Consider the following 24,762-nt stretch of genomic DNA (forward strand, 5'->3'; position numbering starts at 1 on the left):
CCTAGTCCCTTCAGATCACTTCATCCTAAAGTAAATTGTACCTTCGGTGCTTCACGGGACTTCGATCAAGCCTTTCAATTTTTAGCTGCTTGGGGAAAATGCCCTCTCATGCTTGATGAGACTACCCAGTCGTCTCCACTTTATTGTTTTCATGCTTGTTTTCGGAGAAAAACCACTTCATCATAGGTGGTGTAACGATTGTTGTAATTAGGACGACAACTACAATTACTGCAAATAATTCTTGGCTTAACAATGCGGCTTCTAGTCCAATCGCTGCAATAATTAATGCTACTTCACCTCTTGATACCATACCAGATCCGATACCCATAGAACTTCTCCAATTGAATCCAGCGGCTTTTGCACCAACTGCTGAACCAAGCAGTTTTGTAAGGATAGCTACGATACTAAGAATGACGATTAGTCCAATGTTATCACCAATGCCGAATAATTCTACAGTAACACCAATTGATGTGAAAAATACAGGTACAAAAATCGAGTAGCTGATTGTTTCCACTTTTTCAAACACTTCATGTTTATGATTAGTTAAACTGATCGCAACACCAGCAATATAGGCACCAATGATTGCTGCAACACCTGCATACTCAGCGATAAACGCATAAGTAAAACAAATGATTAAGGCTGCAGAAATGACTGACTCAGTTACTTTTAATGGTGCAAACTTATTTAATACCCAAGGGACTACTTTCCAAGCTAAGCCTATAGCTACGGCGAAGAAGATAACTTTCTTTATAATTACTTCCCCTAAATGAACATCCCCACCTGCTAAGCTCATTAAAAAGGCCAATGATACGATAACGAGAATATCATCAATGACAGCTGCTCCTAATATCGTTGCACCTTCTTTTGATTTAAGCTTATTCATTTCTTTCAATGCTTGGACTGAAATACTTACGCTTGTAGCAGAAAGTAATAATCCAAGAAATATAGCTTCAAATGTAGGTAAACCAATAATTACTCCTGATAAATATCCGATTGATAAAGGTACGATGATTCCAAGTACACCTACGTAAGTTGAAGCTTTTCCAGTGCGTTTAAATTCATCAACATCGGTTTCTAAGCCCGCAATAAACATTAATAAAATGACACCGATTTGACTAATTTCACTTAAGATTTCTGTATCGTTAACGATTCCTAAAACGGTAGGGCCTAATACAATCCCTATTAATAACTTACCTAGAACAGATGGCTGGCCTAGCCTGACACTAATATCCCCTGCTATTTTTGAAGCAAATAAAATAGCTGCTAATTCAATAATAAGCACTGCTTATCTCCCCCTCTTTGTATACGTAATAATCAACTATAGTGCTCGTAGAATTCTTTTTCCCTAATAAAAGACCTTTAAAAAGTAATAATTCCTCAGTAAACATCCGTGTTTAGTGGTGTTTTTGTCAATATTACTCCAATGTTTAATACGACTCACTTCTTAAAAAGATTCAAGAATTAATGATTTCTTTCGTAATATTCAACTTGTGTAATAGTAGGCTATATTAGTATCTCTCCTTTCCATCATTTTTTATCTAGAATGAATGAAGTAACTTTTGGTACTCTATTCATTATTTTTCTCACAAAAAAACCCTTACCAATGATGGTAAAGGTTTTTTACATAAAAAGGCCTTTACCAAATGATAAAGGTCTCGCTAACAACGTATGTTGCCAACAAAGCCGAGAGTATGATACTCCGTAATGACGACTTTGCTGTAAAAGCTACTCCCCTTTAGGAGAAAATTTAATTATATAAATGATAATAAAATAAACATTATAATTTTGTCAATTAATTAGGCTCAGTTGGTAAAAATTGTTGCTGTAGCTTCTAAACTATAAGCTGGAATTTGTTTTAATCAAGAAAAAGTGCCATCAGTTTTAGTTGTATACGTGTTTGTTTTTTATTACGAGAAACAACAATCTTTAGGTAAACAGCCATTTATTAATATGGATATTCACCCATTATTTGTATATTTAATGCTGTATCTATGCAATATGGTATTTTTTTAACTTCTCACAGACACCTTTTAGAATACAGCTACCTGTAGGTCACTACAGTATAAGTAGAAGAAGATTAAATTAATAAGCTCTATATAATATTATTTCAAAATAATAAAACCTCATTGTGAACAAATTAAATCATGAGCAATATATAACAATTTGTATCTTGACGGATGATAAAAGCCAAGTTACAATACTAAAAACTTTAATTTATTAGCAAATTAGCGAACTAAAGTGTTTTGGTTCAATTTTGGAATAAATTTCTATGTAGCTAGCGCGTAATTGACATGGCCTCCGATGCTTGTAAGGGATGCCTAAGGCGCTGAAGATTCACAAATTATTAACTAAAGGGCGGATTGAAATGCAGAAGCTTTTTATGTTTGAAAAGCCATTAGGTATGAGAGACACATTACCTTCTTTGTATGAAACTAAAAAAGAACTTAGGAGTGAGTTACTAAGGGGGATTGAGCAATGGGGTTATCAGCTAATTGAGACGCCAACGCTAGAGTATTATGATACCGTAGGGTCATCATCAGCGATTGCGGATAGGCAGCTGTTTAAACTCTTGGACCAGCAAGGTCATACGTTAGTTTTACGGCCGGATATGACAGCCCCTATTGCTAGGGTAGCTGCATCAAAATTATTAGCAAATAAGAACCCGTTACGTCTTGCCTATTCAGCAAACGTTTATCGCGCTCAACAGCGCGAGGGGGGACGTCCAGCAGAGTTTGAACAGGTTGGAATTGAGTGTATAGGTGATCAGACACTAAGTGCAGACGCCGAAGTGATTGCTCTGCTAGTATCTTTATTACAAAATATTAGGTTAGAGACATTTGCAGTTACTGTTGGTCACATCGGATTTGTTAATGAATTATTTTTAGAAACGGTCGGTAATGAAGAACGTGCTAACACGTTGCGACGCTTCTTATATGAAAAAAACTTTGTCGGATATAAAGAACATGTGAAAGGTTTGTCTCTATCATCTATTGATAAACAACGTTTATTACAATTATTACATTTACGTGGTGACGAAAATATCATAGAGGATGCTATGCAGCTTGTTGACGGGGAGAGAGGTAAACAATTGCTTCTGGAACTGCAACTAGTATGTGAGCACCTACGATCGTTTGGTGTTTCCAAATTTATAAAATTAGATCTTACATTATTGAGCCATATGAGCTATTATACAGGTCTTTTATTTGAAGTATATGCAGAAAAAGTAGGTTTCTTACTTGGAAACGGTGGGCGCTATGATAATCTACTATCCAAATTTCATGTTGATGCACCAGCAACAGGGTTTGGAATAAGGATAGATCGTCTATTAGAAGCGCTTGGATATTGTGGTCAAGAACCTCTTATTCATAGCGTCATTTACAGCTCTGATAACTTAAAACGAGCAATCGAGTTTGCAGACGAACGTAGAAAGAATGGTGAGCGTGTCATACTCCAAGATATATCTGGCCTTACGAACGTCGATGCTTATACAAAATCTTTTGCACAGGTTTCTTTTTTTATAGGAGAACAAAGCTGAAATTAATATATTGTATCTCATCACAGAAGGGAGATGAATAGGCTTGCTTACTATCGCTATGCCAAAGGGGCGCATTTTTACGGAAGCAGTTGAATTACTGAGAAAGGCTGGCTATCGGTTGCCTAATAAATTTGAAGCTTCACGTAAGTTGATTATAGATGTAGAGGAAGAACAAATTCAATTTATCCTTGCTAAGCCGATGGATGTGACAACGTATGTTGAATACGGTGTAGCTGATCTCGGTATCGCAGGCAAGGATGTCATGCTCGAAGAAGAGCGAGATGTATATGAGCTACTTGATCTTTATATTAGTCATTGTTACTTAGCAGTTGCTGGATTGCCCGGTGTAAAAACAACAGATGTCGCACCAAAAGTAGCGACAAAATATCCAAATATTGCATCTACGTATTTTAGAGAGCAGGGAGAGCAAGTTGAAATTATAAAACTGAATGGTTCTATAGAATTAGCACCACTCATCGGCTTAGCTGATCGCATCGTTGATATCGTTTCAACAGGTCAGACTTTGCGGGAAAATGGACTTGTTGAAATGGAGCATATAGGACATGTAACTTCGAGACTAATTGTAAATCCAGTAAGCTATCGAATGAAGGAACAACAAATTGGTGAGCTTGTTGAACGTCTTGCATCAATTATTGAGCAACTCGATTTTGTGATGGATGGTGAAAAAATGCTATGAACATAAAACGGGTATCAAAGGACATGACGTTGAAGCGAACAATTGATAGTGGAACAGAACAGCAGAGACAGTCAGTATTATCAATTATTGAGCAAGTTAAAGAAGATGGAGATGTAGCTCTTAGAGATTTAACAACGAAGTATGATGGTGTTCAGCTATCCTCTTTTCGTGTGACTGATGAAGAAATCTCAACTGCTTATGAAAAAGTAGATCAAACACTCATACAAGTAATGAGAGAGGCAGCAGAAAATATCCGAGATTATCACCAACGTCAAGTACGACAAACATGGATATCGATGAAAGAGGACGGATCATTATTAGGGCAAAAGATTACGCCGCTTGATGCTGTAGGGGTATATGTTCCTGGGGGAACGGCAGCTTACCCGTCTTCTGTCTTAATGAATGTCATACCCGCACAGGTTGCAGGCGTTGAACGCATCGTTATTGTTTCACCTCCTCAACATGATGGAGCGTTACCTCCCGCAGTTATTGTAGCTGCACATGAAGCAGGAATTAAAGAAATATATAAAATTGGAGGAGCACAAGCCATAGCGGCGCTTGCGTATGGGACTAAATCAATTCGTTCTGTTGATAAAATAGTCGGTCCAGGAAATATATATGTAGCACTTGCGAAACGTGAAGTGTTTGGGCATGTTGCTATTGATATGATAGCGGGACCTAGTGAAATTGTTGTATTAGCAGATGATACAGCAAATGCAAATGAAATTGCTGCTGATTTATTATCGCAAGCAGAGCATGATGCATTAGCCTCAAGCATCGTTGTGACACCGTCTATAGAACTTGCAAAACAAGTACGGCATGAGATTGAAAAACAACTTGAAACATTACCGCGTAAAGAAATCGCTCATGCATCATTACGAGATTATGGAGCGATCTATGTCACAAATAATTTAGTGGAAGCCATTGATGTTGTAAATGAACTTGCACCAGAACATCTAGAAATTATGACCATAGACCCAATGTCTATTGTAGCAAGTATTCGTCATGCTGGTGCTATCTTTCTTGGAAGGTATAGTTCAGAGCCAGTTGGTGATTATTTTGCTGGACCGAACCATGTTCTTCCGACTAATGGGACAGCGCGTTTTTCAAGTCCGCTTTCAGTGGATGACTATATTAAAAAATCAAGCATTATTTCATATAGTAAGGATGCGTTAATTACTAACGGAGCAAAGATTGCTTCTTTTGCGCGAGCTGAAGGATTAGAAGCACATGCCCGTGCCATAGAGGTTCGTTTACCAACTGCTGATAAGGAGGGATCATGATGAGGAATACGAGTGTAAATAGAGTAACGAATGAAACATCGATTCAGCTATCATTTGATATTGATGGAAAGGGAAATGCTGACCTTGAAACGGGTGTTCCATTTCTAACACATATGTTAGATCTGTTTACCAAGCATGGACAATTTGATTTAGCAATACGTGCAAATGGTGACACTGAAATCGATGATCATCATACGACAGAGGATATAGGTATTTGTTTAGGACAAGTGCTAAGAGAAGCTCTTGGTAATAAGAGTGGGATTAAAAGATACGGAAATGCTTTCGTACCTATGGATGAAGCACTAGCACAGGTTGTTGTTGACCTCAGTAATCGCCCTCACTTTGTAATGAAGGGCGACTTGCCTAGTCAACGTGTCGGTTCCTTTGATACTGAGCTCGTTCATGAATTTCTTTGGAAGCTTGCGCTTGAGGCGCGTATAAATTTACATGTAATTATTCATTATGGTCATAATACACATCATATGATTGAAGCAGTGTTTAAAGCATTAGGTCGAGCGCTTGATGAAGCAACTATGATCGATCCGAGAGTAAAAGGGGTACCATCTACGAAAGGGTTGTTATAAATGATCGGCATTGTTGATTATGGTATGGGGAATTTATATAGCGTGAGTAAAGCATTAGAACGGATGGGTGTTGACTATGTTATAACTGATGACCAGCTTCTGCTAAAACAAGCGAAAGGTTTAATTCTTCCGGGCGTTGGAGCATTTAAAGACGCGATGGCAATTTTAAACGACAGCGGATTGACTACATTTTTGAAGGATTGTGCTCAGCAAAGGAAACCACTCCTCGGTATTTGCCTAGGTATGCAGTTATTGTTTGATGAAAGTGAAGAAAATGGACTAACAGAGGGGCTTGGCTTAATTAAGGGACGTGTCGTCCGCTTTCCTCAAAATGACGCTTATAAAATACCACATATGGGATGGAATAAACTACATGTTAGCCAACCTTCATCACTTCTAGAAGGTGTGAAAAATGGATATGTATATTTTGTACATTCTTATTATGTTCAAGCAGGTAAGCAGTCAGATGTGATTGCAAGTAGTGAGTATGCTGTGGATGTTCCAGCTGTGGTTGGTAAGGGTAATGTCTTTGGAACGCAATTTCACCCAGAAAAAAGCAGTGATACAGGCTTAAGAATACTAGAAAACTTTGTAGCGCTTGTTGAAGGGAAGGTGTTGTCGTCATGAAACAATTTATGATTTATCCAGCGATTGATATTAGAAATGGCAAATGCGTTAGATTATTACAGGGCGACTACGCTAAAGAAACGATTTATGGAGAATCGCCATTAGCAATGGCGCAGCTCTTCGAAAATCAAGGAGCAACTTGGATTCATACTGTCGATTTAGATGGAGCAAAAGAGGGAAAGCCAGTGAATGACAGTAAAATCATTGACATTGCTGAACAATTACAAGCAAACGTACAGGTTGGTGGTGGAATTCGAACAGAGGCTGACATCGTCTATTATCTAGAGAAAGGTATTAAGCGCATTATATTAGGATCTGCAGCAATTAACAACCCACCTTTTGTCAAAGAAATGCTTAAGAAATATCAGCAACATATTGCCATAGGTATCGATGCAAAAGATGGTTATGCAGCGATAGAAGGTTGGCTGGAGACGTCGACAATCAAAGCGACTGTAATTGGTAAGGAGCTTGCAGAACATGGAGCGGAAACTTTTATCTTTACAGATATTAAGACGGATGGCATGCTGTCAGGTCCTAACACCAATGCCGTCGTTGAAATGGCACAAGCTACGAATAAGCAGGTTATTGCATCAGGTGGAATTTCCTCACTTGATGATGTGAAGAGCTTAATACAATACAAGCAAATAGGTGTAAGTGGTGCGATTATTGGAAAGGCGCTATACACGAATCAATTTACTGTAAGTGAGGCAGTGAGTGCGGTGAAAGACATATGATTACGAAGCGAATAATTCCATGTTTAGATGTCAAGGAAGGAAGAGTTGTGAAGGGAATCCAGTTTGTTGAACTACGCGATGCAGGTGACCCTGTTGAATTAGCCTCCTTCTATGATCAAGAGGGTGCAGATGAGCTAGTCTTTTTAGACATATCCGCTTCACATGAAGGAAGAAAAACGATGGTTGACGTCGTGCAAAGTGTTGCTGGTCAGCTAGCCATTCCGTTCACGGTTGGTGGTGGCATTAATAGTTTAGCAGATATGAAAAAGATGTTGCGTGCAGGTGCGGACAAAGTTTCAATAAACACAGCGGCTGTTAACAACCCTCACCTTATCACTGAAGGGGCAAATTATTTTGGTTCACAATGCATTGTCGTAGCCATTGACGCAAAATATGATCAAACTATTCAAACATGGCGAGTGTTTACACACGGAGGAAGGCAGGCAACTGAATGGCGCGTTATTGACTGGGCGAAAGAGGTTGTTAGACGCGGGGCAGGAGAAATTTTATTAACGAGTATGGATAGTGATGGTGAAAAGAGTGGTTTTGATATTGATTTGACGAAAGAAGTAAGCATGGCGGTTTCTGTACCTGTAATCGCATCTGGGGGAGCGGGTCGTGCAGCTCATTTTGTCGAGGCATTTACTGAAGGGAAGGCTGATGCTGCATTAGCTGCATCAATTTTTCATTACAAGGAAACATCAGTTAGAGAGGTAAAAACCTTTTTACATCAGAAGGGGGTGCATGTAAGGTGACGGTACCACATCTTACATTTAATGACCAAGGATTAGTGCCTGCAATTGTTCAAGATATCGTCAGTAAGGAAGTATTAATGTTAGCATATATGAATGAGGATTCTTTAGAAAAGTCTATCGAGACGGGAGAAACATGGTTTTATAGTCGCTCTAGACAACAGTTGTGGCATAAAGGCGCAACGTCAGGAAACACTCAAAAAATTATTGAAATGAAGTATGATTGTGATAAGGATGCATTACTAGTACTCGTTGAGCCAGCAGGTGTAGCTTGTCACAAAGGCACATATACATGCTTCACAGAAGAAATCATAAGTGCAAAAGAACAGCTAGGACATGAACGCTTTGCTATTATAAATCAGTTAGAGCAAATTATTGCAAAAAGAGAAACAGAACGTGAAGAAGGCTCTTATACTACGTATTTATTTGATAAAGGTGTAGATAAAATATTGAAAAAGGTAGGAGAAGAAGCCGCGGAGGTCATTATTGCAGCAAAAAATCGTAATAGTGATGAACTCACCTGGGAGACAGCTGACTTACTTTATCACTTACTCGTATTGTTACGTGAGCAGAAGCTTCCATTAGATGATGTGCTAAATGTTTTAGAAAAAAGGCATAAGCAATAAATTGAAATTTCCAATCTCGAAGGTTTATTTAGGCGAGAGAAGAAATTGTGTCAACGACGATAAAATTCCACCTAGTATTTTTGAGTATAGATCAAGCTAGGTGGAATTTTGACGTTTTTCAATTGATATACTAAGCAGTATCTTTTTTAGGCAGTAGCGCAATTAATATTAGACTAACAATGGCAAATCCGAGAACAACGTAATATACAGAGTGAAGAGAGAAGGTTAGTCCATCTTGAAGTATTTGTTTTACACCTTCAGACAGCTGATTCCTTTCTTCCTCATTAAGTAAAATATTTGCTGAATTAATCGTTAACCCTTCAGTGTTGGTTTCCTGTTCATGAATATATCGCTGAAACTGATTGTTTAAGATTCCTCCAAGTAGAGCCGCACCTATTGTATTACCAACATTTCGCATGAACATGTTTGCTGCTGTGGCGACCCCCCGTTGTTTCCAGTCAACTGTACTTTGAATAGAAACAATAAAAGAAGTAGTCGTTAATCCCATCCCTACACCGATAAAAAATGAGCCAGTGGCAGCAGTAATAGGTCCTGCATCAGGAGACATGAAAACAAATATCATGCTTCCGAATATTAATGAAGCCCCACCGAACAAGGATGTTGTTCTAAAGCCGATTTTCAATAATAACCTACCAGCAACGGTCGCTGCAATTGGCCAACCGATGCTCATCGTCGTCAATGTAAAACCAGCAACAATCGGTGACTGTTCCATGACCCCTTGTACAAATGCAGGTAGGAAACTAGAAATTCCAATAAGCATAATGCCTGTTGTCAAAGAAGCCATATTAGCAATAAATATGGAGCGCTCTTTCCATAAGTTAAAGGGCATCATCGGATCTACAGCACGTCTTTCTTGAAAAACGAATAACGTAATTGCAATGATTCCTATCGTTAGTAGACCTAATGTAGGTAGTGAAGTCCACGACTGATTATTACCGCCTTCGACGAGAATAAACATAAAGGAAGCAATTGAAATGGTCAATAGTACAGCACCAAGGTAGTCAATGTCATGTTTCTTTTTTTCAACGTCTTCATGAAGAAAAGCCCATAAAGCGATGATGGCCAAAATACCAAGTGGTATATTAACCCAAAAGACATACCGCCAGCTAACGTACTCAACTAATAGCCCGCCTAAAGCAGGGCCGGTAATTGCAGAAATTCCCCAAACACTTGATAAATATCCTTGGATTTTGGCTCTTTCCTCTTTTGTATAAATATCACCGACAATGGTTGAAGCGATCGGCATAACAGCTCCTGCTCCAAATCCCTGTATGACACGAAAAAGAATTAGCATGCCCATTGATTGAGCAAATCCACATAATATAGAGCCTAATAAGAAAATGATAATACCAAAGGTAATAACTGGTTTGCGACCAAATAAATCAGACAGTTTACCATAAATAAGTACTGTAACAGCATTCATTAATAAATATCCTGAAAAAACCCAGCTATATAAAGAAAAACCCCCTAATTCTCCAACAATGACTGGCATAGCGGTAGATACAATGGTAGCTTCGATAGCAGCCATAAACATAGCAAGCATCACAGCAGCCAGGACTAAAGGTTTTTTTGTTTGCTTTTTCATTGGGACATTTGCAATATCATCTGCGGCTTGTCTCATAGGGTTGCTCCTTCCTCTTTAACGCACATTATTATAGTATTATAACCTAAAACTTACACTGTTTTTGGACAACATATGTATGTTATACTACCATCGGTGAAATGAACTTAATTTTAAGTATTTAATTTAATAAGTAGCAGAAATTATTTATGGCTGTTTACACTTTAAATGTTGTTTTTTGTGCTAAGAGTTAAATCTGTATACCATTAGGTTTGTGACTGTGACTATTTTCATCATAAATGGTTTTGGGTTATTAGTACCAACAGCAACAAATTTTTTGGAAAGAGCCAGTTTAAATATTAAGAAAGAATTGTATGTGTACCTCATGCGCCATCAACGCGAGGTCATAAAGTCAAAATGCAAGAAGATTAACGAGTAATCTTCCTGTCATTTCATCTAATTTAGCAGATATATTAATGAGTAGTATTGTCCACAAGGCGTGGACTGATTTTGGTGAATCTAGCACCTTATGTTTAACAGGAAATACACTTTTGAACAAATTGAGTGTTCAAGTAGGAAGATATTTTTATGGAGGCATGAATGGGGAAAAACTCAAAACAATCAGCGATTATCATTCCATTTCAAGATGATGAGAAACTTTTCTTGAAAGGAAAAAAAGCTTATCGAAATAGCGATTTATATAAAGCGAAGAAGTATTTATCTCGTGCAATACAACTGAAACCAAATGAGCCGGAGTATTTATGTCAAATGGCGATCGTTCTTATGGAGAATGGAGAGTTTCAGCAATCAAATATTATGTTAGCTAATATATTGGAAAATGTAGACCCAACGATGGTGGAATGTTCATATTTTATGGCAAATAATTATGCTCACCTAGGGTTATTTCAAATGTCACGCAAATATGCGCTTGAGTATCTTAAACAAGCTCCAAATGGAGAATTTAGTGAAGATACTGAGGATCTACTCGAGCTGTTAAGTATTGAATATGATGTAAGCACAGAAGCGCAAGATAGTGAGGAAGATGCGCTCATCTTAAATCAAGAAAGAGCGCGAAGCTTGTTAGAAGATGGTCAGTTTTCAGAAGCTATACAATTATTAAACTCTATGATTAAGGAAAACCCTGAATTTTGGTCAGCTTATAATAATTTAGCGTTAGCCCATTTCTACTTAGGCGATTTAAATCGTGCTATACAAACCCTTGACGAGGTTTTTGATAAAAATCCTGGGAATCTACACGCGCTTTGTAATATGGTTATCTTCTTTTATTACCATAAAGAAGATGAGCTTGTTAAGCCACTTATCAATAAACTTGAAAAAGTATACCCAATCACGGTTGAGCATCGCTACAAGCTTGGAGCGACCTTTGCGCTAGTAGGAGAGTCTAAGCTAGCGTACAAGTGGTTAAAACAGCTTTATAAACAAGGGTTTGAAGGTGATGGCACGTATTATTATTGGCTAGCAAATGCCGCGTATTACTCTGATCACGAAAGCTTTGCAAAGAATATATGGAAAAAAGTTATTGAACTCAGTCCAGATAGGCACGGCACAGAGCCTTGGAAAGTGCATATTGCTCATGAGGTTGTTAAAGGCGCAAACTCACTATTGAAGAGTGAAAATAAATATGAACGATTGTATGGTTTGTTTTTAGTTAGTCAAGGAAGTAATGTTGAACCAACTGGCATTTATCAAGAAAATGATCAAACAAAATATACAACATTTGAAAGTGAGTTTGCTCAATATATGACTGATAAAATTAGCCAGAAGGGATTAAATAGTCATACAGGCTACATTAAGAATTCATACATGATATTGGATCATATTTTTAAAAGCAATAAACTGAGTCATGTAGAAATGGCTGACCTTTTCAATAAGGCATGCTTAGTATTTGATAATGGAATAATTATGAAATATGAACTTTTGAATACACAAGCTTGGGCTGCAGCAATTGAATATAAATGGAAAAAGTTATTACGTAAAAAAGTTACTCAACGAGAGGTTGCCTTAAAATATGATGTTTCGGTAAAAACTGTTTCAAAATATGGTGAATTTGTGAATGTTCTTCTTCAGTGAGCAGATTATTGGACGATTCATTCGGTGTCTTATAGGATACAATTAAGGAAAGGCGCTTTTCGTATACTTTGTTGCTATGTTAAAAACTAAAACAGCACATAAGTATTTATGAGATTATCATCGTTAATAAAGATAAAAGGATGCCTGGAACTTTACGTGCTTATATCTTAATACGAAAAGTAACAATCAATGCGAAAACAGCCAAAGGAAAAGGTATTATATATTCATTGACTTATAGAGATGTTCTAAGTGAAAGAATATTTTATAACATTCTTATGAGTGAATCAGTTAATAATGAAGGAGTGAATAAAATGGCAGAAGATACAATTTACGATGTAGTAATTATTGGAGCAGGACCTGCTGGAATGACAGCAGCGGTATATACATCAAGAGCTAATTTGTCAACGATTATGGTGGAACGTGGTGTTCCTGGTGGTCAAATGGCGAACACTGAGGACGTTGAGAACTTTCCGGGATTTGAATCAATCTTAGGGCCAGAGTTATCTGATAAAATGTTCGAGCATTCGAAGAAATTTGGTGCTGAATATGCATATGGCGATATTAAGGAAATTATAGATGGTGAAGAGTATAAAACTGTGGTCACTAGTAGTAAGGAATTAAAAGCAAGAGCAGTTATTATTGCCACTGGTGCAGAATATAAAAAACTAGGAGTGCCTGGTGAAAATGAACTAGGTGGTCGAGGTGTATCATATTGCGCAGTTTGTGATGGAGCCTTTTTTAAAGGAAAAGAACTGGTTGTTGTAGGTGGTGGAGATTCTGCAGTAGAGGAAGGGGTATACCTAACTCGTTATGCATCTAAAGTGACGATTGTTCATCGTCGTGATCAGCTTCGAGCGCAACAAATACTACAACAGCGTGCATTTGATAATGACAAGATTGATTTTATTTGGAACCATACTGTGAAACAGGTTAATGAAAAAGAAGGAAAAGTGGGTAGTGTGACACTAGTTGATACTCAAACAGGTGAAGAACAAGAATTTAATACTGATGGTGTGTTCATATACATCGGTTTAAATCCATTATCAAAACCGTTCGCAAACCTTGGTATTACGAATGAAAATGGATATATTGAAACGAATGAGCAGATGGAGACGAAGATTCCTGGTATTTTTGCATCAGGAGACATTCGAGAAAAAACCGTTCGACAAATCGTTACAGCTACTGGTGATGGAAGTGTTGCAGCCCAAAGTGCAGCGCATTATATTGAAGAGTTAAAAGAGAAATCGAAATAATTATAACAAAACCGTAATAACGTTTTAACCGAGTTGTAACACAGGTGCAACAATTATTAGGTACTATAAATATAAGTAATTGACCCCCTTTTATAAATATATCCTTGGCACGGGAAATGACCCCGTGCCCTTTTTTTATATTACTTTATTCCGTGATGATCCTCTAATTTTGAACGTTAGAGGTATACGTACTTATTTCTAAGACTGAAAAAATAATAATTAATGCGAAAACTACATTATATAGGTATGTTATGAGCTATAATCTCTGTTTGTCATTTATGACAATACAACGACCTGAACGCAATGTCCTTTGCTTGTCTTCTGAAACAGATGATGCCAATCGTTAGCGATAGGACGGTTGATATTGAGTGGAAATGAGTGCCTTCCGTATTTCTTTTATACCATTTATTGTGACGAGCAAGTAGAAATAGTATAATTAATGGTATAAATACAACGAGGTGAAAGGCGTGCAAAGAGTAACTAATTGCGTCTTAGTTCATGAAGGTCAAGTATTACTTTTACAAAAGCCTAGTAGAGGCTGGTGGGTAGCACCTGGTGGAAAAATGGAACAGGGAGAATCCATTAGAGAATCTTGCATACGTGAATTTCGTGAAGAAACAGGTATATTTATAAAAGATCCAAGCATCAAAGGTATTTTCACAATATTGATAAAAGAGCAAAATCAAATCATTTCGGAATGGATGATGTTTACCTTTCTATCCACACAATTTGATGGTAGCAATGTGAAAGAGTCAGAGGAAGGGAAGGTTGCATGGCAGAAAGTGGATCAAATATCCAAGCTACCTATGGCGCCAGGTGACTATCACATTATTGACTATATGGTTAATGGAAAAGGTATCATTTATGGTACTTTCACATATACGCCGAACTTTGAGTTGCTTTCTTATCGATTAGATCCTAGTTAAACGTGTTTGAGGGGGTAATAGTATGAGTACTGGCTCAATGAGTGATATCCAAATGGTCATTATTACAGGAATGTCTGGTGCAGGGAAAACGGTAGCCATACAAAGCTTTGAAGATTTAGGATATTTTTGTGTTGATAATCTACCGCCTTCTTTACTTCCGAAATTTCTAGAACTTATGAAGGATTCCGGTAATAAGATGAATAAAGTAGCACTTGGAATGGACTTAAGAGGAAGAGAATTTTTTGAAACACTATTTGAAGCACTAGATGATATGGCAGAGAAATCGTGGATCACACCTCAAATCTTATTTTTAGATGCCAAGGATGCGACTTTAGTCAGTCGTTATAAAGAGACGAGGAGATCTCATCCGCTGTCTCAAGAAGGACTTCCTCTTGAAGGTATTCAGTTAGAAAGAAAAATGTTGGAAGAATTAAAGGGAAGAGCACAGCTGATTTATGATACATCTGATTTAAAACCTCGTGACTTGAGGGAAAAAATATTACAGCAGTTTGCAACCCAAGGTAAACAAATTTTTACTGTTAATGTTGTTTCTTTTGGCTTTAAATATGGTTTGCCGATAGATGCTGATTTAGTCTTCGATGTTCGTTTTTTACCGAACCCTCATTATATTGATCATATGAGACCTAAAACTGGTCTCAATGAAGAAGTTTCATCATATGTATTAAAATGGAATGATACGCAAAAATTTTTAACAAAAGTTGTTGATTTATTGACTTTTATGCTGCCACATTATAAAAGAGAAGGAAAGAGCCAGCTCATCGTTGCAATTGGATGTACTGGTGGTCAGCACCGCTCCGTAACACTAGCGGAGTATTTAGGTCAGTATTTTGAAAATAGCTATAAAACTCGTATATCTCATCGAGATATTGACAAGCGAAAGGAAAAATAATACATGGAAAGAAAAAAACAGCCTAATATTGTAATTATAGGCGGAGGTACAGGCTTACCTGTCTTATTGCGGGGCTTAAAGCAATACCCTGTGAATATCACCGCTATCGTTACAGTGGCTGATGATGGTGGGAGCTCAGGAAGACTTAGAAACGAGCTTGACATTCCACCACCTGGTGATATTAGAAATGTGTTAGTAGCTTTATCAGATGTTGAACCATTGGTTGAAGAGTTGTTCCAGTATAGGTTTGAGGATGGCAATGGTTTGTCTGGACATTCATTGGGAAATATTATCTTAGCTGCAATGACAAATATAACAGGCGATTTTGTTCATGCAATTGGAGAAATGAGCAAAGTGTTAAACGTGAGAGGTCAAGTGTTACCAGCTGCTAATAGAAGCGTTAATTTGCATGCTGAAATGGCAGATGGAACATTGGTATCTGGAGAATCAAAAATACCTGATTATGGAAAGAAGATCCAACGTGTCTTTTTGACACCAGAAGATGTTAAGCCGCTTTCTGAGACAATAGCAGCAATACGCGAAGCAGATTTAATTGTTATTGGCCCCGGAAGTTTATATACAAGTATTTTACCTAACCTATTAGTTTCTAATATAGGAAAAGAGGTTTGTGCTGCAACAGCAAAAAAGGTCTATATGTGTAATGTGATGACTCAGTTTGGAGAAACATCAAACTATACAGCAAGTGACCATGTTAGAGCACTTTATGATCATATGAAATGCGATTTTCTTGATGTGATTATGGTGAATGAAGAGGAAATCCCTGCGTACATTATGGATAGATATGCAAAAGAAATGGCTCAACCAGTCATATATGATATCGAACGATTAAAGGATTTAGGGTTAGATATTATTCACGATAATATTATTAGCTTTGAAGATGGAGTCATTCGACATGACACAAAGAAAGTAGCATCTCTCTTATACTCACTTTTACAGAATGTTCACAAAATCCATGGAATGTAACGGTCGTATACAAAGTACTCATTTACCTTTTATGTACGAGTGTGATAGCATTTTAATGGAACTACTTAATTTTTGAATGCAAAATACAATTTTGTTTGTATTTGCATATACTAGTTATATTGGAAGGAGTCAAGGAGGTTGCTCAATGTAAGTAACCTCAGAGGTGACAGAAGCTATACCGCCTTATTCTGCGTCGACCTTTTTGTCCTCCTATTTAACGGCATATAGATAAAAGGGGCTGAGAGGTATGTCATATGCATCAGAGACCAAAAAGGAACTCACAAATATTGAAATTAAAGATTGCTGTGCAAAGTCAGAGCTCTCTGCATTAATAAGAATGAATGGGTCATTAACTTTTTCAAATCGTAAACTCATTGTAACTATCCAAACTGAAAATGCAGCAATTGCAAGACGTATCTATACATTGCTAAAGAGATTGTATGATGTCTCAGTTGAACTATTAGTTAGAAAAAAAATGCGTTTGAAAAAGAATAATGTATATATTGTTCGCTTAATTGAAAGCGCTAAAGGTATTCTTGAAGACTTAAAAATCATCGATGAAGGTTTCTCGTTTCTTGGAAGGATTTCAGATGACTTAATTAAGAAAAAATGTTGTAAAAGATCTTATTTACGTGGAGCTTTTTTAGCAGGCGGATCGATCAATAATCCAGAAACGTCTTCATACCACCTAGAGATATTTTCGTTATATCGGGAACATAGTCAAGCACTTTGTGAATTAATGAACACCAGCTTCCAATTAAATTGTAAAATGATTGAAAGAAAAAAAGGCTTTGTAACGTATTTAAAAGAAGCTGAAAAGATTGCTGAATTTCTAAATATTATCGGTGCCCATAGTGCATTGTTAAGATTTGAAGATGTCCGTATTGTTAGAGACATGAGGAATTCAGTTAATCGCTTAGTGAACTGTGAGACTGCCAATTTAAATAAAACAGTCGGTGCAGCTATTAGGCAAGTAGAAAATATTCGGTATATTGATGAAACAGTAGGGCTTAGTTCACTTCCCGACAAGCTTCGAGTTATTGCAGAGCTAAGAATTACTTATCAAGATGTTACATTAAAGGAACTAGGTGAAATGCTACCTGGTGGAAGCATTAGTAAGTCAGGGATTAATCATCGCCTTCGAAAAATAGATGAAATCGCAGACAAGCTGCGATCAGGTCATTCTATTAAAACAAAATAATAGCTTTTGAAAAAGGGAGGAACATGAAATGGTTGAAAAAAAAGTAGAGGTACAATTGAAAACAGGATTACAAGCTCGACCAGCAGCTCTATTTGTTCAAGAGGCGAATCGTTACGCTTCAGATATTTTTTTAGAGAAGAATGGCAAAAAGGTAAATGCTAAAAGCATTATGGGCCTAATGAGCTTAGCGGTTAGCAATGGTTCAACAATTACATTGTATGCTGATGGGCAAGATGAAGAAGAAGCACTTGAAGCATTATGTAATTTTGTTATTCAAAATGGCTAAATAAAACCCTCTCACAACAGTGAGAGGGTTTTTTGCTTATTTAGTAAGTAGATGATTACTTCGCTGGGTGTAGAACTTTATCGATTAAGCCGTATTCTGTGGCTCTTTCAGCAGTCATAAAGTTATCACGCTCTGTATCACGTTCGATCACTTCTAATGGCTGACCAGTACGATCAGAAAGGATGCCATTTAATTTATCACGTAAGAATAAAATGCGCTTCGCAGCAATTTCTATTTCAGTTGCTTGACCTTGAGCACCACCTAGTGGTTGGTGAATCATCACTTCACTATTTGGTAAAGCAAAACGCTTGCCTTTCGTACCAGCAGCTAATAAAAATGCACCCATTGATGCTGCCATTCCTATACACATTGTTGAAACATTAGGTTTAATAAACTGCATCGTATCATAAATTGCCATTCCTGCAGTAATTGATCCTCCAGGACTATTTATATACAAAGAAATATCCTTTTCTGGGTCCTCTGCTGCAAGAAATAGAAATTGGGATACAATTGAGTTTGCTACATTATCATCTATAGCGCTACCTAACATTATAATACGATCCTTTAATAATCGTGAGTAAATGTCATATGCTCTTTCTCCGCGATTTGTCTGTTCGATAACAGTAGGAATTAGATTCAATTTAATTATCCTCCTTTTTAAACTTTATTTAGATATTTATGTAATTTTTATCATACACCTATGGTCAATAAAGGTCAAACGAAAAGTACTAACAATACTATCTTATTCATGTTTTTTTAAATCCATACCTGCTATACCTAAATACTACTGAATTCTGCTTGCATTGTACATCAATCTAACATATAATATTGAAAGCAATCTGTTATATGCCCTCGTAGTGTAGTGGATAGCACGAGAGATTCCGGTTCTCTTAGGGTGGGTTCGAATCCTGTCGAGGGCGTTACATAAGAGAAAAAATCTTCTTTTTAAAAGAAGGTTTTTTTTGTTCAAGAAACTTGGAAGGGAAGAGCGCCTTTAAATGATAGAGCTTCAGATGAATAAGGTGCTTTTTAATAGTTGTCTAGATTCGCCTCGAGACGTTTCGCTTCAAACCATAAAGGCAAAAATCGCCTTCACAGTTTGAAGCTCCAACGCTTATCGAGGCTGAGCAAGTCGTCTCCACTTTTCTAACTGTCTAACTCCAGCACCTATCGAGTCGTTTCACCATTACACCCAAAGGCAAAGAGCGCCTTTATGTGTGATGATTCCAGCGCTTGAAGTGGATGACCAAGGAGCTTCCGTTTTTCTAGATGTCCAGCTTTGCCTTCTAGCCTTTCGAGGTCACTTCACCTTTTCATTCAAAGGCAAAAATCGCCTTCAAATGAAAAGCTTCCAGTGCTTGTCGAGTCTGCTTAGTCGGCGTCGCTTTTCTAACTTCCATTGTTTTACCATACACCTATTATCTCATATATTGTAAAATAGATATGGGGTGGAGAGCATGGAAATGAGACCGGGGTTATTTCAAGAACAAACGTTAAAGCTTACGATGACTAAGGAACTATCTCAAGCAATTGAGCTTCTTCAATATTCCTCTCAAGAACTACTTACCTTTTTACATGATATAGCTATAGAAAATCCTCTTGTTGAGATACAGGAAAGTACACCATTTGATATACCTAGAAAAAAAACTTCCAACACATCATCTCAAAGTAAGCAACATAATTGGTTGGAAAATATCGGGGGAGAGCCTGAAAAACTATACGATCATCTTCGTTCACAAATATTACTATTACCAATAAGTAATATAGAAAGAAATGTTGTTGATCATCTCATAGAAAATATAGATAATAACGGTTATCTTCATTTTGAGGCTCAAGATGTCATTAATCGCTTTGGGGTTACTGCGCAGGATATAACTAAATGTGTAGAAATTATTCAAAACCTTGATCCAGTGGGAGTTGGGGCAAGGAGTGTTCAAGAGTGCTTGCTTATACAGCTACAAAGGGAGCAGCATAGGAACGAATTAGCTGAAGTTATTATTAAAGATTACTTTGAATTGTTTGCACAAAAATCGTGGAAGGCTTTGGCGAAGATTTTGAATGTAAAGCCTAAAGAGATTCAACAAATATTTGATCATATACAATTATTAGAGCCTCGTCCTGGACATATTTTTCATCATGAACAGACAACCTATATTATTCCTGATATAATTATTGAACGCAAAAATGGACATTTTGAAGCTGCTATTAACGAAGATTATTTTCCAAAGCTATCATTTAACGTCCAATATGAGCAAGACCTATCTAATGTAGATGATGAGAAAGTGAGTGCTTTTGTAAGAGAAAAAGGTTTACAATGGGGATGGATTATCAAGAGCCTCGAACAAAGAAAGCAGACGTTATTAAGTGTTACAAAACAAATCATATTGAGGCAGACGAATTTTTTTGTTCATGGGTTATCATCTTTGAAACCCCTTACAATGAGAGAGGTCGCAGAAGTAGTCGGATGTCATGAATCTACTGTCAGTAGAGCCGTTAAAGGAAAATATGTACAGACTCCCTTTGGTTTAGTTGAAATGAAGGTATTTTTCAGTAGTAGTCTCAATACGTCTTCTAATGAAGATGCTTCTTCAACAAGAGTTAAAGAGTTAATACAGCAAATGATAAACGAGGAAGACAAAGCAAGTCCGTTGTCTGACCAAAAACTAGTTAATCTGTTAAATAGAGATTTCAAAATCATTGTGTCACGAAGAACAATTGCAAAGTATAGAGATCAATTAGGTATCTTGTCTTCTTCAAAAAGAAAAAGATATGATTGAAGAAGGCGTTTTTGTTTTGAAAGGATGAAAGATATGAGCAAAACAGTAATCATGTATACGAAGGAAAACTGTCCTTTATGTGACAAAGCTCAAAAAATATTAGTTGAACTACAAGCTGAAATTCCTTTTCAACTTGAATTAACTGATATTTACAAGGATGATCAGCTATTAGAGAAATATCAGTTAATGATACCTGTAGTTGAGATAGCGGGCGAAGAAATTGCGTATGGAGTTATTCACAAAGATGTAATAAAAAAGCGCTTACAGCAAGGATTAAATGGTTGATTAAAGGGGTCAGTCCTGTTAGAATAAGAGTTGTAACAGGGGTGATTTTTTTTACCACATGCGGGACATAATATGTCATAGGTGGACTTTAAAAGTCCCGGATGGTAATTTCACCAATTTTAAGGAGAACTGCAATGCGTTCATTAATTGAAGTTCAACAAAAATTATTACCTAACCTTCTAGAGGTTATGCAAAGGCGCTATCAAGTTTTACAATATGTAAGGTTAATGCAACCTATAGGCAGAAGAAGTTTATCACTTAGCCTAGGTATGAGTGAAAGGGTCTTACGTGCTGAAGTACAATTCTTAAAGGATCAAGATTTACTTTCTGTACAAGCGTCTGGTATGACAATTACGAAAGATGGTGTCTACGTTCTTCGGCAGCTTGAGGAGATGATGAAGGAAATCTCTGGACTAAAGCTACTTGAAGAGAAGGTTAAGAAAAAATTAGGCCTACAAGAAGTAATTGTAGTATCAGGGGATAGTGATCAATCGGCTTGGGTTCAGAAAGAAATGGGCAGAGCGAGTGTTGCATGTATTAAAAAGCGCTTGAAAGATAACAGCATCGTTGCGGTAACTGGAGGTACGACTTTAGCTGCTGTAGCAGAGATGATGACTCCCAATACCGAAAGTAAGGAAACCTTATTTGTTCCTGCACGAGGTGGCTTAGGAGAGAATGTAAAAAATCAAGCGAATACGATATGTGCAAAAATGGCTGAAAAAGCAATGGGTAACTACCAACTGCTTCATGTCCCAGATCAAGTTAGTACTGAAGCCTACCAATCGATTATAGAAGAACCTGCGATTAAAGAGGTACTCACGCTTATAAAATCATCCAGTATAGTTATACATGGTATCGGAGACGCTAAAACTATGGCTATACGCCGAAAAACTTCAGATGAAGATATGAAGAAAATCGAAATGGCGAATGCTGTAGCAGAAGCCTTTGGATATTACTTTAATAAGCATGGAGAAGTCGTATATAAAGCTCAAACGATTGGCCTACAACTTGAAGACCTAAAACATAATAAATCAGTAATAGCAATTGCTGGTGGTGGCTCAAAGGCTAAAGCAATTAAAGCCTATTTTAAACAAACAAGTAACGCCTTGCTCATTACCGACGAAGGTGCTGCAAAAGAGTTAGTTAAGGGTTAATCCCTACCTAATATATTTAAGCTTTCTATTTTAAGGAGGAAATTATCATGACTGTAAAAGTTGGTATTAATGGATTTGGCCGTATTGGTCGTATCGTATTTCGTGCTGCATTAAAAAACCCTAATATTGAAGTAGTTGCTGTTAATGATTTAACAGATGCAAATATGCTTGCTCATCTTTTAAAATATGACTCAGTTCATGGAAAATTAGATGTTGATGTAACTGTTAATGGTAACAATTTAGTAGTTGACGGTAAGGAAATCCTTGTAAAAGCAGAACGTGATCCAGCACAACTTGGTTGGGGAGATCTTGGAGTTGATGTTGTAGTTGAGTCAACTGGACGTTTCACTAAGCGCGTTGATGCTGCTAAACATATTGAAGCTGGTGCTAAAAAAGTTATTATTTCTGCTCCTGCATCAGATGAAGATATTACAATTGTTATGGGTGTAAACGAAGATCAATATGATGCTGCAAACCACCACGTAGTTTCAAATGCATCTTGTACTACAAACTGTTTAGCACCATTTGCTAAAGTATTAAATGATAACTTTGGTATCCGTCGTGGTATGATGACGACTGTTCACTCATATACAAATGACCAACAAATCTTAGATTTACCACATAAAGATTACAGACGTGCTCGTGCAGCTGCTGAAAATATTATTCCAACGACTACTGGTGCTGCAAAAGCTGTGTCATTAGTATTACCTGAATTAAAAGGAAAATTAAATGGTATGGCTATGCGCGTACCAACTCCAAACGTTTCTTTAGTTGACTTAGTTGCTGAGGTTGACAAAGAAGTTACTGCTGAAGAAATTAATGCAGCTTTCAAACAAGCTTCTGAAGGCGACCTAAAAGGAATCTTAAATTACAGTGAAGAGCCATTAGTATCTGGCGATTACAACGGTGACCCTGCTTCATCTACAATTGATTCACTTTCAACAATGGTTATGGAAGGAAATCTTGTGAAAGTTGTATCTTGGTATGACAATGAAAGTGGATATTCTCATCGTGTTGTTGATTTAATTGACTACATGGTTTCAAAAGGCTTGTAAGATAACATAAATACATTGCAATAGGGGAGAGGGGAAGTATTCCCCCTCCCTTTACTTAAGAAAAGAGAATTTGATATAAATACTTCGCTTATCATGATTTAGTAATGATTATGAAGAATCATCAGAAATGGAGGCCTTTTGCAAATGAACAAAAAGACTGTAAAAGATGTTGATGTAAAAGGAAAGCGAGTTTTTTGTCGTGTCGATTTTAATGTGCCTATGAACGATGGAGTTGTCACTGATGACACTCGTATTCGTGCAGCACTTCCAACAATTCAATATTTGATGGAGCAAGGTGCAAAAGTAATTTTAGCAAGTCATCTTGGACGTCCTAAAGGAAACGTTGTGGAAGAACTACGCTTAACTGCGGTTGCAGAACGTTTAAGTGAGCATCTTGGGAAACAAGTAGTTAAGACGAATGTTGCATACGGTGAAGAAGTAAACAATGCAATTGCTAGTTTATCAGAAGGTGATGTACTTTTACTTGAAAACGTTCGTTTCTATCCAGGGGAAGAAAAAAATGATCCTGAATTAGCAAAAGCTTTCTCAGAGCTTGCTGACATATATGTAAATGATGCTTTTGGTGCTGCACATCGCGCGCATGCAACAACAGCTGGTATTGCAGAACATTTACCAGCAGTATCAGGATTTTTAATGGAAAAAGAGCTTGAAGTGCTAGGCAAAGCTTTATCTAATCCTGAGCGCCCATTCACAGCAGTTATTGGAGGAGCTAAAGTAAAAGATAAAATTGGTGTAATTGATAACCTTCTTGATAATGTTGATAATCTCATTATCGGTGGGGGATTAGCGTACACATTTATCAAAGCATTAGGACATGATGTTGGTAAATCATTATTAGAAGAAGATAAAATCGATCTTGCAAAGTCATTTATTGATAAGGCAAAAGCAAAAGGTGTGAACTTTTATATGCCTGTTGATACGGTTGTTGCAGACGATTTTTCAAATGAGGCTAACATAAAACATGTAAGTATCGACAACATTTCGAGTGATTGGGAAGGTTTAGATATTGGTCCAAAAACAAGAGAAATATACCGAGATGTGATTGCAAAATCTAAGCTTGTTATTTGGAATGGACCGATGGGTGTTTTTGAAATGGACTCTTTTGCAAATGGAACTAAAGCAGTTGCAGAAGCACTTGCGGATGCAAATGATACGTATTCTGTTATCGGTGGCGGAGATTCAGCTGCAGCAGTCGAGAAATTTGATTTAGCTGATAAGATGAGTCATATTTCTACAGGCGGTGGAGCTTCACTTGAATTTATGGAAGGTAAGGCTTTACCAGGTGTTGTAGCATTACAAGATAAATAATTAACGAGGTTGTTCAAAATGTAAGAGATAAATGAGGGACGAATTACTGAGTTGTCCATCCTTTTTGAACACGACCTTATAGTAATTTCCC

The 24,762-nt window shown here is 37.1% G+C and carries 23 protein-coding genes and 1 tRNA gene; 21 read left to right on the top strand and 3 right to left on the bottom strand.

Annotated features, from left to right (window positions below; all coding sequences use genetic code 11):
• Nucleotides 1-121: 121 nt before the first annotated feature.
• Nucleotides 122-1,282 carry a cation:proton antiporter gene (locus V1503_RS12190; protein WP_214484219.1) on the bottom strand — a complete coding sequence of 387 codons (1,161 nt, stop codon included), beginning with the start codon at nt 1,280-1,282 and terminating at the stop codon, nt 122-124.
• Nucleotides 1,283-2,365: 1,083 nt separating this feature from the next.
• Between V1503_RS12190 and V1503_RS12195 the strand changes: the two genes are divergently transcribed.
• The 8 genes from V1503_RS12195 to hisIE are packed head-to-tail and all read left to right on the top strand — an operon-like array spanning nt 2,366 to nt 8,838.
• Nucleotides 2,366-3,535, top strand: a complete 1,170-nt coding sequence (locus tag V1503_RS12195) for an ATP phosphoribosyltransferase regulatory subunit (RefSeq protein WP_410627235.1) — start codon at nt 2,366-2,368, stop codon at nt 3,533-3,535.
• Nucleotides 3,536-3,593: 58 nt separating this feature from the next.
• Nucleotides 3,594-4,232 carry an ATP phosphoribosyltransferase gene (gene hisG, locus V1503_RS12200; protein WP_410629427.1) on the top strand — a complete coding sequence of 213 codons (639 nt, stop codon included), beginning with the start codon at nt 3,594-3,596 and terminating at the stop codon, nt 4,230-4,232.
• Nucleotides 4,229-5,515, top strand: a complete 1,287-nt coding sequence (gene hisD, locus V1503_RS12205; RefSeq protein ID WP_410627237.1) for a histidinol dehydrogenase — start codon at nt 4,229-4,231, stop codon at nt 5,513-5,515. Before hisG ends, hisD begins: the two co-directional genes overlap by 4 nt.
• Nucleotides 5,512-6,099, top strand: coding sequence for an imidazoleglycerol-phosphate dehydratase HisB (hisB, locus tag V1503_RS12210; protein ID WP_496113366.1), 588 nt, complete (start codon nt 5,512-5,514; stop codon nt 6,097-6,099). Before hisD ends, hisB begins: the two co-directional genes overlap by 4 nt.
• The gene (gene hisH / locus V1503_RS12215) at nt 6,100-6,726 is read left to right on the top strand and encodes an imidazole glycerol phosphate synthase subunit HisH (RefSeq protein WP_410627241.1); all 627 of its coding nucleotides are present in this window, start codon (nt 6,100-6,102) and stop codon (nt 6,724-6,726) included.
• Nucleotides 6,723-7,460 carry a 1-(5-phosphoribosyl)-5-[(5-phosphoribosylamino)methylideneamino]imidazole-4-carboxamide isomerase gene (gene hisA / locus V1503_RS12220; RefSeq protein WP_410627243.1) on the top strand — a complete coding sequence of 246 codons (738 nt, stop codon included), beginning with the start codon at nt 6,723-6,725 and terminating at the stop codon, nt 7,458-7,460. The genes hisH and hisA overlap by 4 nt, the downstream gene beginning before the upstream one ends.
• The gene (hisF, locus tag V1503_RS12225) at nt 7,457-8,215 is read left to right on the top strand and encodes an imidazole glycerol phosphate synthase subunit HisF (RefSeq protein WP_214484212.1); all 759 of its coding nucleotides are present in this window, start codon (nt 7,457-7,459) and stop codon (nt 8,213-8,215) included. Before hisA ends, hisF begins: the two co-directional genes overlap by 4 nt.
• Nucleotides 8,212-8,838: a bifunctional phosphoribosyl-AMP cyclohydrolase/phosphoribosyl-ATP diphosphatase HisIE gene (hisIE, locus tag V1503_RS12230; protein WP_410627246.1), complete on the top strand. Its 627-nt coding sequence runs from the start codon at nt 8,212-8,214 to the stop codon at nt 8,836-8,838. Before hisF ends, hisIE begins: the two co-directional genes overlap by 4 nt.
• A 130-nt stretch (nt 8,839-8,968) precedes the next feature.
• On the opposite strand, the gene V1503_RS12235 is transcribed toward hisIE, so the two are convergent.
• Nucleotides 8,969-10,480 carry an MDR family MFS transporter gene (locus tag V1503_RS12235; protein WP_410627248.1) on the bottom strand — a complete coding sequence of 504 codons (1,512 nt, stop codon included), beginning with the start codon at nt 10,478-10,480 and terminating at the stop codon, nt 8,969-8,971.
• A 540-nt stretch (nt 10,481-11,020) separates the two neighbouring features.
• On the opposite strand from V1503_RS12235, the gene V1503_RS12240 reads away from it, so the two are divergent.
• From V1503_RS12240 to V1503_RS12270, 7 genes are all read left to right on the top strand, one after another.
• Nucleotides 11,021-12,511, top strand: coding sequence for a tetratricopeptide repeat protein (locus V1503_RS12240; protein WP_410627250.1), 1,491 nt, complete (start codon nt 11,021-11,023; stop codon nt 12,509-12,511).
• Nucleotides 12,512-12,822: 311 nt separating this feature from the next.
• Nucleotides 12,823-13,764: a thioredoxin-disulfide reductase gene (gene trxB, locus V1503_RS12245; protein WP_410627252.1), complete on the top strand. Its 942-nt coding sequence runs from the start codon at nt 12,823-12,825 to the stop codon at nt 13,762-13,764.
• A 467-nt stretch (nt 13,765-14,231) separates the two neighbouring features.
• The gene (locus V1503_RS12250) at nt 14,232-14,690 is read left to right on the top strand and encodes an 8-oxo-dGTP diphosphatase (RefSeq protein WP_214484208.1); all 459 of its coding nucleotides are present in this window, start codon (nt 14,232-14,234) and stop codon (nt 14,688-14,690) included.
• A 22-nt stretch (nt 14,691-14,712) separates the two neighbouring features.
• The gene (gene rapZ, locus V1503_RS12255; RefSeq protein ID WP_214484207.1) at nt 14,713-15,600 is read left to right on the top strand and encodes an RNase adapter RapZ; all 888 of its coding nucleotides are present in this window, start codon (nt 14,713-14,715) and stop codon (nt 15,598-15,600) included.
• Between the two features lie 3 nt (nt 15,601-15,603).
• Nucleotides 15,604-16,584 (top strand): gluconeogenesis factor YvcK family protein, encoded by a 981-nt coding sequence (locus tag V1503_RS12260; protein WP_410627255.1) that lies wholly within the window; start codon nt 15,604-15,606, stop codon nt 16,582-16,584.
• Between the two features lie 247 nt (nt 16,585-16,831).
• Nucleotides 16,832-17,785 (top strand): DNA-binding protein WhiA, encoded by a 954-nt coding sequence (gene whiA / locus V1503_RS12265; RefSeq protein WP_214484205.1) that lies wholly within the window; start codon nt 16,832-16,834, stop codon nt 17,783-17,785.
• 28 nt (nt 17,786-17,813) lie between these two features.
• The gene (locus V1503_RS12270; protein ID WP_214484204.1) at nt 17,814-18,071 is read left to right on the top strand and encodes an HPr family phosphocarrier protein; all 258 of its coding nucleotides are present in this window, start codon (nt 17,814-17,816) and stop codon (nt 18,069-18,071) included.
• Nucleotides 18,072-18,126: 55 nt separating this feature from the next.
• Here the strand turns inward: V1503_RS12270 and clpP are convergent, their stop codons facing one another.
• Nucleotides 18,127-18,711 carry an ATP-dependent Clp endopeptidase proteolytic subunit ClpP gene (clpP, locus tag V1503_RS12275; RefSeq protein WP_410627258.1) on the bottom strand — a complete coding sequence of 195 codons (585 nt, stop codon included), beginning with the start codon at nt 18,709-18,711 and terminating at the stop codon, nt 18,127-18,129.
• A gap of 208 nt (nt 18,712-18,919) precedes the next feature.
• Here clpP and V1503_RS12280 point away from each other — a divergent pair.
• The 6 genes from V1503_RS12280 to V1503_RS12305 all read left to right on the top strand — a co-directional run bounded on the left by V1503_RS12280 (nt 18,920) and on the right by V1503_RS12305 (nt 24,671).
• Nucleotides 18,920-18,991, top strand: a tRNA-Arg gene (locus V1503_RS12280).
• A 537-nt stretch (nt 18,992-19,528) separates the two neighbouring features.
• Complete coding sequence (gene rpoN / locus V1503_RS12285; protein ID WP_410627260.1) at nt 19,529-20,848, top strand: RNA polymerase factor sigma-54; 1,320 nt, start codon at nt 19,529-19,531, stop codon at nt 20,846-20,848.
• A gap of 33 nt (nt 20,849-20,881) precedes the next feature.
• Nucleotides 20,882-21,133, top strand: coding sequence for a glutaredoxin family protein (locus V1503_RS12290; protein ID WP_410627262.1), 252 nt, complete (start codon nt 20,882-20,884; stop codon nt 21,131-21,133).
• Between the two features lie 134 nt (nt 21,134-21,267).
• Nucleotides 21,268-22,287 (top strand): sugar-binding transcriptional regulator, encoded by a 1,020-nt coding sequence (locus V1503_RS12295; protein WP_214483619.1) that lies wholly within the window; start codon nt 21,268-21,270, stop codon nt 22,285-22,287.
• Nucleotides 22,288-22,334: 47 nt separating this feature from the next.
• Nucleotides 22,335-23,342 (top strand): type I glyceraldehyde-3-phosphate dehydrogenase, encoded by a 1,008-nt coding sequence (gap, locus tag V1503_RS12300; RefSeq protein ID WP_410627265.1) that lies wholly within the window; start codon nt 22,335-22,337, stop codon nt 23,340-23,342.
• 144 nt (nt 23,343-23,486) lie between these two features.
• Nucleotides 23,487-24,671: a phosphoglycerate kinase gene (locus tag V1503_RS12305; RefSeq protein WP_410627267.1), complete on the top strand. Its 1,185-nt coding sequence runs from the start codon at nt 23,487-23,489 to the stop codon at nt 24,669-24,671.
• The last annotated feature ends 91 nt before the right edge of the window (nt 24,672-24,762 follow it).

Source organism: Nanhaiella sioensis (genome assembly GCF_046557775.1).
Lineage (GTDB): Bacteria > Bacillota > Bacilli > Bacillales > SM2101 > Nanhaiella > Nanhaiella sioensis.

Coding starts and splice junctions, on each gene's coding strand:
- V1503_RS12195 (WP_410627235.1), top strand. CDS start 2,366: ATGCAGAAGCTTTTTATGTTTGAAAAGCCATTAGGTATGAGAGACACA.
- hisG (WP_410629427.1), top strand. CDS start 3,594: ATGCCAAAGGGGCGCATTTTTACGGAAGCAGTTGAATTACTGAGAAAG.
- hisD (WP_410627237.1), top strand. CDS start 4,229: ATGAACATAAAACGGGTATCAAAGGACATGACGTTGAAGCGAACAATT.
- hisB (WP_496113366.1), top strand. CDS start 5,512: ATGATGAGGAATACGAGTGTAAATAGAGTAACGAATGAAACATCGATT.
- hisH (WP_410627241.1), top strand. CDS start 6,100: ATGATCGGCATTGTTGATTATGGTATGGGGAATTTATATAGCGTGAGT.
- hisA (WP_410627243.1), top strand. CDS start 6,723: ATGAAACAATTTATGATTTATCCAGCGATTGATATTAGAAATGGCAAA.
- hisF (WP_214484212.1), top strand. CDS start 7,457: ATGATTACGAAGCGAATAATTCCATGTTTAGATGTCAAGGAAGGAAGA.
- V1503_RS12235 (WP_410627248.1), bottom strand. CDS start 10,480: ATGAGACAAGCCGCAGATGATATTGCAAATGTCCCAATGAAAAAGCAA.
- V1503_RS12240 (WP_410627250.1), top strand. CDS start 11,021: ATGGGGAAAAACTCAAAACAATCAGCGATTATCATTCCATTTCAAGAT.
- trxB (WP_410627252.1), top strand. CDS start 12,823: ATGGCAGAAGATACAATTTACGATGTAGTAATTATTGGAGCAGGACCT.
- rapZ (WP_214484207.1), top strand. CDS start 14,713: ATGAGTACTGGCTCAATGAGTGATATCCAAATGGTCATTATTACAGGA.
- V1503_RS12260 (WP_410627255.1), top strand. CDS start 15,604: ATGGAAAGAAAAAAACAGCCTAATATTGTAATTATAGGCGGAGGTACA.
- whiA (WP_214484205.1), top strand. CDS start 16,832: ATGTCATATGCATCAGAGACCAAAAAGGAACTCACAAATATTGAAATT.
- V1503_RS12270 (WP_214484204.1), top strand. CDS start 17,814: ATGGTTGAAAAAAAAGTAGAGGTACAATTGAAAACAGGATTACAAGCT.
- rpoN (WP_410627260.1), top strand. CDS start 19,529: ATGGAAATGAGACCGGGGTTATTTCAAGAACAAACGTTAAAGCTTACG.
- V1503_RS12290 (WP_410627262.1), top strand. CDS start 20,882: ATGAGCAAAACAGTAATCATGTATACGAAGGAAAACTGTCCTTTATGT.
- V1503_RS12295 (WP_214483619.1), top strand. CDS start 21,268: ATGCGTTCATTAATTGAAGTTCAACAAAAATTATTACCTAACCTTCTA.
- gap (WP_410627265.1), top strand. CDS start 22,335: ATGACTGTAAAAGTTGGTATTAATGGATTTGGCCGTATTGGTCGTATC.
- V1503_RS12305 (WP_410627267.1), top strand. CDS start 23,487: ATGAACAAAAAGACTGTAAAAGATGTTGATGTAAAAGGAAAGCGAGTT.